The following is a 12972-nucleotide window of genomic DNA, read 5'->3' on the forward strand; positions in this document are numbered from 1 at the left end:
GCATGGGCGCGCAAACGAAGATCGATCCAGGCACTCAGCGCTCCAACAAGCTGGTCGCCGGCATTTGCCTGGCGTTTATCGGCGGCATGGTCGGCATGTCCTACGCCGCGGTTCCGCTCTACGCGATGTTCTGCCAGATGACCGGCTATGGCGGGACGACGCAGCGCGTCGAACAGTATTCGGACCGCGTCCTCGACCGCGATATCACCGTGCGCTTCGACGCCAACACATCCAGCGTGCCATGGGATTTCAGGCCCGCGGCGCGCGACGTGACGATGAAGATCGGCGAGACGACCCAGATCCACTACACCGCGAAAAACCTGTCGACGCGGCCGACTTCCGGTCGCGCCACCTTCAACGTGACGCCGGAAATGGCCGGCGCCTATTTCAACAAGGTCGAGTGCTTCTGCTTTACCGACACGACGCTGAAGCCCGGCGAAACGCTCGACATGCCGGTGGTGTTTTATGTCGATCCCGACATTGCCGACGTGCCGGAACTCAGGGACGTGAAGACGATTACGCTTTCCTACACATTCTTCCCCATCGAGGGGGAAAAGCCGGTGGCCGCCGCGCCGCGGGTTGAAACCGAAAACGATACCGACGGAAAAGCCGGGGGCTGACATGGCAGACGCACACGCGAAACCGCAACACGACTATCACATCATCGATCCTAGCCCGTGGCCGTTCCTCGGCTCGGTCGGCGCGCTGGTCATGGCGCTCGGCGGCGTTGCCTGGATGCAGTATCTGAAGGGCGGCGATTTCCCGCTCTTCGGCGTCAACATCGCCAATCCGTGGCTGTTCTTCATCGGCCTGGCCATCGTGCTCTACACGATGTTCGGCTGGTGGTCCGACACCATCAAGGAAGCGCATGAGGGCCACCACACGCGGGTCGTGTCGCTGCACCTGCGCTACGGCATGATCATGTTCATCGCCTCGGAGGTGATGTTCTTCGTCGCCTGGTTCTGGGCTTTCTTCGACGCTAGCCTGTTTCCCGGCGAGGCCGCGCAGGTCGCGCGCACCGAATACACCGGCGGCGTCTGGCCTCCGCACGGCATCGAGGTGCTCGATCCCTTCCATCTGCCGCTCTACAACACCGTCATCCTGCTGCTTTCGGGAACGGCGGTCACTTGGGCTCACCATGCGCTCCTGCACGACGACCGCAAGGGCCTCGTCAACGGTCTGGTTCTCACGGTGGCGCTCGGCATCCTGTTCTCGATGGTGCAGGCCTACGAGTACATGCACGCGCCGTTCGGCTTCAGCGACTCGATTTACGGCGCGACCTTCTTCATGGCGACCGGCTTCCATGGCTTCCATGTGCTCATCGGCACCATCTTCCTGCTCGTCTGCCTGCTCCGGGCGATGAAAGGCGATTTCTCGCCGAAACAGCATTTCGGCTTCGAGGCCGCAGCCTGGTACTGGCATTTCGTCGACGTGGTCTGGCTGTTCCTGTTCGCCTCGATCTATGTCTGGGGCTCGATGGGAGCGACGGTCGCCCACGGCCACTGAGCGCATCGATAAGTTTGGCAGGCGGCCGTGGCGACGCGGCCGCCTTCTCTTTTCGGCGCAATATCTAGCAGATATTGCAAGGTGCGCAGCAGGGAAGCATTCTCCGGTTGCCTCTCCATCAGGCAGGCCTACACACTTCAGGAGAACTCATGTTTGACCACGTCAAATTTGGGGTCAGCGACTATGCAGCGAGCAAAGCGTTCTTCCTCAAGGCACTCGAACCGCTTGGCGTAGCCGTTGTTTCGGAGGGGCCGCCGACATACGGTGTCGAGCTTAGTACAAAGGGAAAGGCTTCATTGTGCCTCTACCAAACCGAGGAGAGGCCCGCGCATCTTCACTTGGCGTTCACCGCCGAGAATCGCCAGCAAGTCGAAGCTTTCTATCGCGCGGCTCTGGAGGCGGGTGGCAAAGACAATGGTGCGCCTGGGATGCGCCCGCACTACCACGCGAACTACTATGCAGCTTTCGTCATTGGTCCGGACGGGCACAACATCGAAGCGGTTTGCCACCAACCTGAGGCCTGACCCTTCCATCCAGGGGGACGCCTGCTTCCAGCCCCGGAACCGGAAATTCCGGGCGCTATCGGTGATTGGCAGCTTTGGGTCTGGCTGCATTGCCGTAACTAACGAGGAGATGGCCGGGATATGGGAAATGGTTCCCAACGGGACGCCGATCGGGATAAGCCAATGAATGACGACCAGACGATCTGGCCTCCGGTCGAGCCCATCGCGGCCGGCATCAAGGGCCGCTGCCCGCGCTGCGGCGAAGGCCAGCTATTCTCCGGCTTCCTGACGGTTGCGCCGCGCTGCGGCAATTGCGGGCTCGACAATTCCTTCGCAGACGCAGGCGACGGGCCGGCCGTCTTCGTGATCCTGATCATCGGGTTCATTGTCGTGGGCTCCGCGCTCTGGATGGAAGTGACGCTGAATCCGCCGCTCTGGCTGCATTTCATGCTGTGGATTCCGCTGACGATCGTGCTCAGTCTCGCCGGGCTTCGCATCGCCAAGGGCATCCTGATCACGCTGCAATACCGCAATAAGGCCGCCGAGGGGCGGCTGGAGGGCAGCGAGTGACGCAGCGGGTCGATTCACGCGGATCGGTAATTCTGCTGCTGGCGGTTGCTGTCTTCGGCTTCGCCACGCTCGTGTCGCTTGGCGTCTGGCAGGTTCAGCGGCTTCAGTGGAAAGAGGCGCTGATCGCCGACATCGACCAGCGCATCGCTTCCGAGCCGAAACCCCTCGACGAAATCGAACGGCTTGCCCGCGAGGGCGGCGATGTCGATTATTGGCCGGTGGAAATCCGGGGGCAGTTCGTCCATTCCGGGGAAAGTTTCTTCCTGGCCACCCATGGCGGCCGGTCCGGCTGGTACGTTTATACACCGCTGCAAATGGCCGATCGCCGCTTCGTCTTCGTCAATCGCGGCTTCGTTCCTTATGACCGCAAGGACGCTTCCACGCGAGCGGAGGGCCAGGTTCAAGGCGAGACGGCCGTGCAAGGTCTGGCGCGCAGCGCGCCGTCGCAAAAGCCGTCGTCGCTCGTGCCTGACAACGACCCCGCAGCCGGTGTATTCCACTGGAAGGATCTGACGGCGATGGCGAAAAGCGCGAACCTGCCGGCCAACGCCGAGGTGCTCCCCTTCTTTGTCGATGCGAACGCCGCGCGCAATCCGGGCGGCCTGCCGGTCGGCGGCGTCACCATCGTCCGCCTGCCCAACAGCCACCTGCAATATGCAGTCACCTGGTTCGGCCTAGCCCTCGCGCTCGCCGGCGTGGTTGGCGTCTGGCTTTGGGGACGTCGAAAACCGGGGTGACGATGCGCCGCCCTTGACAGGGGAGGGGTGCAGACATCATTTCGGCACCATCGCACGCACCGGAACGCCATGCTGAAGACATCCGTCAAATCGCCGCTGACCATCAGGCTCTGCCAGCCGCGCGGCTTCTGCGCCGGCGTTGACCGCGCCATCCAGATCGTCGTGCTGGCGCTGAAGAAGTACGGTGCGCCGGTCTATGTGCGGCACGAGATCGTGCACAATCGTTATGTCGTCGAGGGCCTGCAGAATCTCGGCGCCGTCTTCATCGAGGAACTGGACGAGATCCCGCCGGAACACCGGCAATGCCCGGTTGTGTTTTCCGCCCATGGTGTGCCGAAATCGGTGCCGGCCGACGCCCAGGCGCGGCAGCTTTTCTATCTGGACGCGACCTGCCCGCTGGTCTCCAAGGTGCACAAGCAGGCCATGCGCCACCAGCGCCTCGGCCGCCACGTGCTCCTGATCGGCCATGCCGGCCATCCGGAAGTGATCGGCACGATGGGACAGTTGCCGGAGGGCTCGGTGACGCTGATCGAGACCGACGCCGACGTGCAGAGTTTTGTTCCGGAAGACCCGTCGGCTCTCGGCTTCGTCACGCAGACCACGCTATCGGTCGAGGATACTGCGGGCATCATCCGCGCGCTGCAGGAGCGGTTCCCGCAGATGACGGCGCCGTCGGCCGAATCAATCTGCTACGCCACCACCAATCGCCAGGAGGCGGTGAAGGAAACCGCGGCAGGCGCCGACCTCTTCCTGATCGTCGGCGCGCCGAACTCCTCGAATTCCATGCGGCTTGTCGAGGTCGCCGAACGCGCCGGCGCGAAAATGTCGCTTCTCGTGCAGCGCGCCTCCGAAATTCCATGGGAAGAGATCGGCGAGATATCGACGCTGGGCCTGTCGGCGGGGGCATCCGCGCCGGAGATCATCGTCGACGAGATCATCGACGCCTTCCGCGCCCGCTTCGACGTTTCGGTCGAACTGGCAGTGATGGCGACCGAAACGGAGAACTTCCCGGTCATGAGCGCCTTGCGTGACGTCGAATTGACCGCGGCCGACATGGCTTTCGTCAACGGGACCGCGTGATGGCGGTCTATACCGACGTTTCCGAAAGCGAGCTCGAAGCGTTCCTGGCCGGTTATTCCGTCGGCCAGCTCCTGTCCTACAAGGGGATCGCCGAAGGTTCGGAAAACTCGAACTTCCTGCTCCACACGTCGAGTGGCGCCTACATTTTGACGCTCTACGAAAAGCGCGTCGACAAATCGGATCTGCCGTTCTTCCTCGGGCTGATGGAGCATCTGGCCCGGAAGGGAATATCCTGCCCGCTGCCGGTGCATCGGCGCGACGGCAGCGTCACCGGCACGCTTGCCGGCCGCACGGCGGCGCTGATCACCTTCCTCGAAGGCATGTGGATGCGCCGCCCGACCGCCGCCCATTGCCGCGAGGTCGGCAAGGCGCTGGCGGCGTTGCATCTTGCCGGCGCGGATTTTCCACTGACGCGCCCCAATGCGCTGCAGATCGACGGTTGGCGCAAATTGTGGGACGGTTCGCACGCCCGAGCCGACGAGGTCGAGCCGGGCCTTGCGGCGGAAGTCGATGCGGATTTCGCCGAACTCGGCAAGAAATGGCCGAAGGACCTGCCGGCCGGCATCATCCATGCCGACCTCTTTCCCGACAATGTGTTCTTCCTCGGCGAGAAACTGTCCGGGCTGATCGATTTCTATTTCGCCTGCAACGATTTTTATGCCTATGACGTGGCGACCTGTCTCAACGCCTGGTGCTTCGAGAAGGATTTTTCCTTCAACTTGACCAAGGGCACGGCGCTGCTTTCCGGCTACCAGTCGGTGCGGCCGTTGACCTCGGACGAAAAGGACGCGCTGCCGATCCTGGCGCGGGGCTCGGCGCTGCGCTTCATGCTGACCCGGCTTTATGACTGGCTCACCATCCCCGACGGCGCGCTGGTGCAGAAGCGCGACCCCATGGAATATATCCGCCGGCTGCGTTTTCACCGGCAGATCAAATCGCCTTCAGAATACGGACTGAGATGACAAAAAACGTTGAAGTTTTCACCGACGGCGCCTGCTCGGGCAATCCCGGTCCGGGCGGCTGGGGCGCGATCCTGCGCTTCAACGGCGTCATCAGGGAATTGTCGGGCGGCGAGGCCAACACGACCAACAACCGCATGGAGCTGATGGCGGCGATATCGGCGCTGGGCGCGCTGAAGGAGCCCTGCGCGGTCGACCTCTACACCGACAGCAATTACGTCAAGGACGGCATTTCGGGCTGGATCGAAGGCTGGAAGCGCAACGGCTGGAGGACCGCGGCCAAGCAGCCGGTAAAGAACGCAGAGCTATGGCAGGCGCTCGATGAAGCGCGCAAGCGTCACAAGGTCACCTGGCACTGGGTGCGCGGCCACGCCGGCCATCCGGAAAACGAGCGCGCCGATGAACTCGCCCGCATGGGCATGGCGCCATTCAAGCCGAAGAAAAATCCGCTCGCGAAGCCGGCTTCCGCGGCGCCTGCGGCCGCCCCTCGAAGGATCGCCAAGCCGATCCGGCGATAGCGCCGGATCACTGGTCTGCCTGGTCCTTTTTAGCCGGAAACAGGCGTATCTTGGTGCACGGAAGGACTTGTGAACAAAATTCCGGCCCTCAACGCGCCGGCCATGCCCAAGCCGTTCTGTTTATTGAACGATTTGGCTGTTCATTCCGGCTGCATGGCGGGTTTTGTCCACACTCCGGGGTCGGCTAGAGCTGCTCCAGGATCCGCGCGGCGCCGGAATCGATCGCTTGTCCCGGCTTGCCCTCGAGGTTGAGGGCAGTTACCGTGCCGTCTTCGACGATCATCGAGAAGCGCTTCGAGCGGACGCCCAAGCCGCCTGCGCTCATGTCGGCATCGAGGCCAGCAGCGCGCACGAAATCTCCGTTGCCATCAGCTAGATAGAGCAGCTTGCCTTCGCCGCCGCTGAAGCGGGCCCAGGCGCCCATCACGTGATGGTCGTTGACCGCGACGACCGCGATCGTATCGACGCCGCGCGTGAGAATGGCGTCATGGTTTTCGAGATAGCCGGGCAGGTGATCGTTGCTGCAGGTCGGCGTGAAGGCGCCGGGCACGCCGAACAGCACCACTTTCTTGCCGGCGCAGATCTCGTCGGTGGTGATGTTCTTGGCGCCGTCCGCGGTCATGGTCTTGAAGGTCGCCTGCGGCAGTTTCTCGCCAATGGAAATGGTCATAGCTCTTCCCTGATCGGATGAAGTTTGTAGGTGCGGGGTGCAGTACCGGACTACAGGACCGAGGGCAATCGTCCCGAACTCACATGAATGGTAGGATGCCTCCGACGGAACCGACGCTGGTGACCAGCGCGTAATGCAGCCCGCCGCCAGTTGGAACACTGTCGGGGCGGGCCAGCACGTCGACCGAAAACAGCGTCTTTCCGTCCTTCTCGATGCGCTCCGGCGTGCCGAACGCATAGCCTTCGGCCCCGGCGATGAAAAACTCGGCGGAAGCCGGATCGCCCGGAAACGTCGCCTCGACAAGCAGCTTCTCACCGTCCTTGCCGACAATGGTCGCACCGAATTCCGGTGTTGCAGGCGCCGGCAGGGCGGCCAGCGCTGCTGTGACCGCTGCCACATCCTCCGGATTGTCCGGGTCGCTTGCGGGGTCGAGCGTCAGCCTCGTCTGCACCGGAATGCAGATGGTCTCGCAGACGCCAAGGAACAAATCGGCCTGGATCAGCGCCGCATCGCCGGGCGATTTCAGTGTGAAGGTAATCGGCAGGGAGACCGGCTCGTCGTAGCCGGCCCATTTGAAGCTGCCATCATCGTGGCGCTCGGGCGTCGGGAAGGCGAATTCGGCCGATGCGATGTTGGTGCTTGCCGAGATGTCGATCTGCGGCGGCACGCCGGCATCGCCCGGATCGCGCCAGTAGGTTTTCCAGCCCGGCTGCAGATCAATTTCCAGCAAGCCTTTGAGCACCCCTGCCTCGTCGGGCATCCCCGCCGTCACAAGGCGGATGCGCGCGCCTTGAGTCTCGAACCAGTCCGACGACGAGGCCAGCGCCGGCGACGGATTCGCTCCCAACAGAAGCGCGAGGAAGGTCAAGCCGATGTTTCGCATGCGGCCGATTTGAGCGCTTGCGCAAGCTTTGGCAACGGGGAACCTCCCGGCCGTGAGTCATTTTTTTGTGACACCGCGGACCAATCCGATGGCATTTGGGCCCGGAACTATCTTTCAAGCCGGCCTGAAAAGCGTTAGGTTTACGCCATGGACCTTCTGCGGCAGAAAAAAACCGCGGCAAAGCGCGGGTTTCTCGACGATCAGTTCCTGATTGCCATGCCAGGCATGAAGGATGACCGCTTCACGCGCGCGGTCATCTATGTGTGCGCACATAGCGACGAGGGCGCGATGGGCCTGATCATCAACCAGGCCCAGCAGATGCTGTTTCCGGATCTTCTGGTGCAACTCGGCATACTGGACGAGCACGAGGCGATCCGCCTTCCGGCGCCGGCGCGCGACTTCGTCATCCGCAATGGCGGGCCGGTCGACCGCAGCCGCGGTTTCGTGTTGCACACCGGCGACTACAAGGTCGATTCCTCGCTGCCGGTTTCGGGCGACATCTGCCTGACCGCGACGGTCGATATTCTGCGCGCCATTTCGCTTGGCCGCGGTCCGCGCCGCGCGCTAATGGCCCTGGGCTATTCAGGTTGGGGCGCTGGGCAACTGGAACGGGAGATCGCCGACAATGGCTGGCTGACCTGTCCTGCCATTCCCGAGTTCCTGTTCGACAGCGACATGGATCGGAAATACGACCGCATCCTCGCGTCGATCGGCGTCGACCTCGCCCATCTCAGCGTGATCGCCGGTCACGCCTGAGCGAGCGGATACTGCTCCTTCAGCATTTTCAGAACCAAGTCGCTCGAAATCGGCGCGCCGAACATATAGCTCTGCACGTATTCGCAGCCCATCTGGCGTAGCTCCAGCGCGTCGTTCTCGTCGGCGACGCCCTCGGCGACCACCGACATGCCGAGCTCATGCGCCATGCTGACCATCGATTTGAGCAGGACGGCCCGCTTGGGCGAGGCATCGTCGACAAAGCTCTTGTCGATCTTGATCGTGTCGAACGGAAAGCGCGTCAGATAGGCCAGCGACGAATAGCCGGTGCCGAAATCGTCGAGCGACAGGCCGATGCCAAGCTTCTTCAGCTTCGAGAGGACATGTGCGCTCTGCTCCGGATTGTCCATGATGGAGACTCAGTCAGCTCGAGCCGGAAGCAGCGCGCCCTCAAATTCGCGCGCGCGATCACCGAGCGCACGTCGCTTACCAGATCGCGGCGTATGAGTTGGCGGCTGGAGAGATTGACCGAGACCGACAGCGGCGCGTCGCCGATCTGCTTCTGCCATCCGGCCAGGTCATCGGCTGCGCGCTGCATGGCGAAAAGGCCGAGCTGGACAATCAACCCGCAGCTTTCTGCGACAGGAATGAAGTCGGAGGGCGGGATCGAGCCGCGGCGCGGGTGTTCCCAACGCAATAGTGCTTCGAAGCCGGCGACCGACCTGTCTTCAAGACGCACGATTGGCTGGTAGACGAGGTTGAATTCCCGGCGTTCGACCGCACGATGCAGATCCGATTCGAGTTGCAGGCGGTCGGTGCCGACCGAGCGGAAAGCGGGTCTGAACGGCTCTATCCTGTCGCCGCCGAAGCGCTTGGCCTGATGCATGGCAAGTTCGGCGTCCTTGACCATGTCCTCCGCCGAGGCCTGCGCCGATGTCCAGGTGATGAGGCCGACGGACGCTGTGAGCACGATCTCGCGCTTGGCGAAATTGATCGGAGCGCGTACCGCCTGCTTGATGGTGTCAGCGACCGCCGCGATGCGGACCGGATCCTGTTCCGACAACAACATCAGCGCGAACTGGTCGCCTGCAAAGCGCGAAAGCGAATCCATCGGTTTGAGGAGCCGGTGCAGGCGTCGCGCGATGGTCAGCAGGATTGTGTCGCCGGCCGAAATGCCGAGGCCTTCATTGACCTGCTTGAAGCGGTCGATGTCGATCACGAACACGGTGGGGCGGACTTTCTCCTCGGTTTTGGCGATCGAGATGACCGCCTCCAGCCGGTTCATGAAAAGCTCGCGGTTCGGCAGACCGGTCAGATTGTCGTGCACAGCGTCGTGCAGCAGGCGCTCTTCCGATTTCTTCTGCTCCGTCACGTCGACCAAGGTGCCGACGCAGCGGATGACCTCGCCATCGGACCCGACGACCGGGCGGGCGCGCAGCGAAAACCAGTGATAGTGGCCGTCAGCCCCGCGCAGCCGAAAACTCTGCGCCACGCGTCCGCGCCGGTGTTCGAGCACGACGTCGAGCGTGGTGCGGAAGCTGTCGCGGTCGTCGGCATGCAAGACCGGCAGCCAGTTGCGCGCCGGGCCGCCGAGGCTGTTTGGCGTGAGACCGAGCTGGATGCTGACGTCGGGCCGGGTCACCACGCGGTCGCGCAGCACATCCCAGTCCCAGACGATATCGCCGGAGCCGGAGACCGCCAGCGCCTGCCGCTCCAGGTCGCTGAATAGGCCCTGATGCAGCGCGCCGCCGGCAAATGCGTGCTGGATGACCGTGAAACCGATGAGCAGGATGATGAGGATCAGCCCGCCGCCCAGTGCCGGCTGGACGATGTCGTTGTCTAGCATGCCGGTGACCGTCATCCAGGAGGCGGTGAGCCAGGTCAGCACCATCACCCAGCTCGGCACCAGCATGATGGCGCGGTCGTAGCCGCGTATTCCGAGGAAGACGATCAGGCCGAGCCCGGTCAAGGCGGTGGCTGCGAAGGATAGCCGCGCGATGCCCGCCGCCACCGCGGGATCGATGATCGCCACGCCGGCAATAAGCACGAGCCCGAAGATCCAGACGAAGGCGCCGTAGCTGAAATGGCCATGCCAGCGGTTGAGGTTGAGATAGGCGAACAGGAACACAACGAAGGTCGCGGCAAGGCTGACCTCGGTACCGGCCCGCCAGATCTGCTCGTTGCCCGGCGAGATTTCGATGACCTTGTTGAGAAAGCCGAAATCGACGCTGATATAGGCCAGTACCGCCCATGACAGCGCGGCCGTCGCCGGAAACATCGACGTGCCCTTGACCACGAACAGGATGGTCAGGAACAGCGCCAGCAGACCGGCGATGCCGATGACTATGCCGCGGAACAGCGTGTAGGAATTGACCGTGTCCTTGTACGCCTCAGGCTCCCAGAGATAGACCTGCGGCAGCTTTGGCGAGGCCAGTTCTGCGATGAAGGTCACCACTGCGCCGGGATTGAGCGTGATCTGGAACACGTCGGCGTCGGGGCTGGCCTGGCGATCGAGCGCGAAGCCCTCGCTGGGCGTGATCGCTGCGATCCGGCTGGAGCCGAGATCGGGCCAGAACACGCCTGAATCGACCAGCCGGAAATGCGGCGCGACGATCAGGCGGTCGAGCTGCTGGTCTGTGGTGTTGGCGAGGGCGAAAACCGCCCAGTCGCCGGTCGAGCGCTCGTCATTGGCCTCGACCTCGATGCGCCGCACGATGCCGTCGGGACCGGGCGCCGTCGAAACCTGAAAGTTCTCACCCTGGTTCCGGTAGATTTCGACTGCACCCGACAGATCGAGTGCGATGTCGTCGCGCGCGATCTTGATCGGTTCGACAGCCGAGGCGGGAGAAAGGGCGAACAGAACCGCCAATGCCGCAACGGCAAAGACCAGCAGTGCCCCGCTCCTGAAGAAATTCGCCAAAAATCAGCCCTTTGTCCTTTCGCCGAGCTGATCGTCCGCGATCAGGGCGTAGAGGTAGTGGTCCTGCCAGATGCCGTTGATCCTGAGGTAGGATCGCAAAAGTCCTTCACGCTGGAATCCGGCTTTTTCAAGCACGCGTATCGAGCGCTTGTTGTCGGGGATACAGGCGGCCTCGATCCGGTGCAACCTCAACGTATCGAACGCGAAGCGGGATACCAGGCCGAGCGCTTCGAGCATGTAGCCCTGGCCGGCGAACTGCTCGCCGATCCAGTAGCCGATCTGGCCGGATTGCGCGACGCCATGGCGAATGTTGGCCAGCGTTATGCCGCCGACGAGCTTGCTCGCGCCGGTTTCGAAGATAAAAAAAGCGACGGATGACCCTTGCGCGAAATCCGACCGGTAGCGTGCGAGGCGCTGGCGCCATGCGCCGCGCTCCAACTCATCGGCCGGCCAGCGCGGCTCCCACGGCTCAAGGAAGCGCCGGCTTGCGGCGCGCAAGGCCGCCCATTCGCGGTAATCCGACGCGACCGGCATTCGGAGCATGACGCGCTCGCCTTTCAGCGCCGGATACTCGCGGCGGAAAAAGGGAAGCGCGAACATGTTTGGGCGGAACTTCAGACCGCGAGTTTGCGGATACCGGGATCGCTTCCGGTAAGAGCATCGCGGATTGCCTCATAGGGCGCCAGCGTCCCGACCGGGCCGACCGCGGTGACGGTCGGCTTGGTCGAAAACAGCCGCGACGACAGATCACTCAGCCGTTCTACCGTGAGCGCAGAAAGCCGCTCCATGAGTTCGTCCTTGCCGATCGGCCGGCCGAAAAGCAGCATCTGGCGGGCGATTTGCGAAGCGCGGCTGGCGGGGCTCTCGGCCGACATGATCAGGCCGGCGCGGTATTGGGCGCGGGCCCTGTCGAGTTCCTCCTGCAGGATTTCGTCGCCGGACTTCTGCAACTCCGAGATGATCACCGGAACCAGTTCGGCTATGTCGCTCTGGCCGGTGGCGGCATGGACGCCGAAAATGCCGGTGTCGGAAAATCCCCAGTGAAAGGCGTAGACCGAGTAGCAGAGCCCGCGCTTCTCGCGCACCTCCTGGAAGAGCCGCGACGACATGCCGCCGCCAAGGATCATCGACAGCACCTGCGAAGCGTAGAAGTCGCGCACATGGTAGGCGCGGCCTTCGAAGCCGAGCACGATCTGCGCGTCCATCAGGTCGCGCTGCTCGCGGAAGTCGCCGCCGACATATTGCGCATATTGCGGCATCACGCTGTCAGACTTCGACCGGAAGGTTCCGAGCCGCTTCTCGACATCGCGCACGAATACGTCGTGCTTGATGTCGCCGGCCGCCACGACGACCATGTCGTCTGCGCCGTATTGCCGCTCCATGAAGGCGTGAAGTTGGGCCGAGGTGAAGGATTTGACTGTTTCGGGAGTGCCGAGGATGGAGCGGCCGATCGTCTGGTGGCGGTAGGCCGTCTCGGTGAAACGGTCGAATACCACGTCGTCTGGCGTGTCGTGAGCGGCGCCGATCTCCTGCAGGATCACATGCTGCTCACGCTCGAGTTCGTCCGGGTCGAATTCGGAATCCTGGAGGATGTCGGCGAGAAGATCGATGGCGAGAGGCGCGTCGTCGGCGAGCACCCGGGCGTAGAACGATGTCGTCTCCACGCTGGTGGCGGCGTTGATCTCGCCGCCGACATTCTCGATCTGCGAAGCGATTTCGAAGGCGCTTCTCGTGCTAGTCCCCTTGAACGCCATGTGTTCGAGGAGGTGGGCCATTCCATGTTCGTCATCACGTTCGTTGCGGGCCCCGGATTTGACCCACACGCCCAACGCGACGGATTCGATGCTTGGAAGGGTTTCGGTGGCGACTGTCAGGCCGTTCGACAGACGGCTTACCTCAACACCCATATAGA

Annotated in this window: 13 protein-coding genes and 1 pseudogene; 9 read left to right on the forward strand and 5 right to left on the reverse strand. The window is 63.0% G+C overall.

The window, feature by feature from the left end; genetic code table 11:
* Window positions 1-2 precede the first annotated feature (2 nt).
* The 8 genes from ACG873_RS05355 (at window position 3) to rnhA (ending at window position 5873) form a co-directional block, all read left to right on the forward strand.
* Window positions 3-620: a cytochrome c oxidase assembly protein gene (locus ACG873_RS05355; RefSeq protein WP_394890779.1), complete on the forward strand. Its 618-nt coding sequence runs from the start codon at window positions 3-5 to the stop codon at window positions 618-620.
* A 1-nt stretch (window position 621) separates the two neighbouring features.
* Window positions 622-1506 (forward strand): cytochrome c oxidase subunit 3, encoded by an 885-nt coding sequence (locus ACG873_RS05360; protein WP_394890780.1) that lies wholly within the window; start codon window positions 622-624, stop codon window positions 1504-1506.
* Between the two features lie 149 nt (window positions 1507-1655).
* Complete coding sequence (locus ACG873_RS05365; RefSeq protein ID WP_394890781.1) at window positions 1656-2030, forward strand: VOC family protein; 375 nt, start codon at window positions 1656-1658, stop codon at window positions 2028-2030.
* Between the two features lie 162 nt (window positions 2031-2192).
* Entirely contained in the window at window positions 2193-2579 is a 387-nt protein-coding gene (locus ACG873_RS05370; protein WP_394890782.1) for a DUF983 domain-containing protein, read from the forward strand.
* Entirely contained in the window at window positions 2576-3316 is a 741-nt protein-coding gene (locus ACG873_RS05375; RefSeq protein WP_394890783.1) for an SURF1 family protein, read from the forward strand. Before ACG873_RS05370 ends, ACG873_RS05375 begins: the two co-directional genes overlap by 4 nt.
* A gap of 69 nt (window positions 3317-3385) precedes the next feature.
* Window positions 3386-4396, forward strand: coding sequence for a 4-hydroxy-3-methylbut-2-enyl diphosphate reductase (gene ispH, locus ACG873_RS05380; RefSeq protein WP_394890784.1), 1011 nt, complete (start codon window positions 3386-3388; stop codon window positions 4394-4396).
* A complete protein-coding gene (locus ACG873_RS05385; protein WP_394890785.1) occupies window positions 4396-5358 on the forward strand; it encodes a homoserine kinase in 963 nt (320 codons plus the stop codon). The genes ispH and ACG873_RS05385 overlap by 1 nt, the downstream gene beginning before the upstream one ends.
* Complete coding sequence (gene rnhA / locus ACG873_RS05390) at window positions 5355-5873, forward strand: ribonuclease HI (RefSeq protein ID WP_394890786.1); 519 nt, start codon at window positions 5355-5357, stop codon at window positions 5871-5873. The genes ACG873_RS05385 and rnhA overlap by 4 nt, the downstream gene beginning before the upstream one ends.
* Window positions 5874-6057: 184 nt before the next feature.
* On the opposite strand, the gene ACG873_RS05395 is transcribed toward rnhA, so the two are convergent.
* A complete protein-coding gene (locus ACG873_RS05395; RefSeq protein WP_394890787.1) occupies window positions 6058-6543 on the reverse strand; it encodes a peroxiredoxin in 486 nt (161 codons plus the stop codon).
* A 79-nt stretch (window positions 6544-6622) separates the two neighbouring features.
* A complete protein-coding gene (locus ACG873_RS05400) occupies window positions 6623-7426 on the reverse strand; it encodes a protein-disulfide reductase DsbD domain-containing protein (protein WP_394890788.1) in 804 nt (267 codons plus the stop codon).
* A 147-nt stretch (window positions 7427-7573) separates the two neighbouring features.
* Here ACG873_RS05400 and ACG873_RS05405 point away from each other — a divergent pair, with 147 nt between their 5' ends.
* The gene (locus ACG873_RS05405; protein ID WP_394890789.1) at window positions 7574-8182 is read left to right on the forward strand and encodes a YqgE/AlgH family protein; all 609 of its coding nucleotides are present in this window, start codon (window positions 7574-7576) and stop codon (window positions 8180-8182) included.
* On the opposite strand, the pseudogene ACG873_RS05410 reads toward ACG873_RS05405, so the two are convergent.
* The 3 genes and pseudogenes from ACG873_RS05410 to ACG873_RS05420 all read right to left on the reverse strand — a co-directional run bounded on the left by ACG873_RS05410 (window position 8173) and on the right by ACG873_RS05420 (window position 12967).
* Window positions 8173-11060: pseudogene (locus ACG873_RS05410) on the reverse strand (EAL domain-containing protein). The gene ACG873_RS05405 and the pseudogene ACG873_RS05410 overlap by 10 nt on opposite strands.
* 3 nt (window positions 11061-11063) lie before the next feature.
* Window positions 11064-11660: a GNAT family N-acetyltransferase gene (locus ACG873_RS05415; protein ID WP_394890790.1), complete on the reverse strand. Its 597-nt coding sequence runs from the start codon at window positions 11658-11660 to the stop codon at window positions 11064-11066.
* A gap of 14 nt (window positions 11661-11674) precedes the next feature.
* Window positions 11675-12967 carry a M16 family metallopeptidase gene (locus ACG873_RS05420; RefSeq protein WP_394890791.1) on the reverse strand — a complete coding sequence of 431 codons (1293 nt, stop codon included), beginning with the start codon at window positions 12965-12967 and terminating at the stop codon, window positions 11675-11677.
* Window positions 12968-12972: the final 5 nt, after the last annotated feature.

Source organism: Allomesorhizobium aridi (genome assembly GCF_043769475.1).
Lineage (GTDB): Bacteria > Pseudomonadota > Alphaproteobacteria > Rhizobiales > Rhizobiaceae > Allomesorhizobium.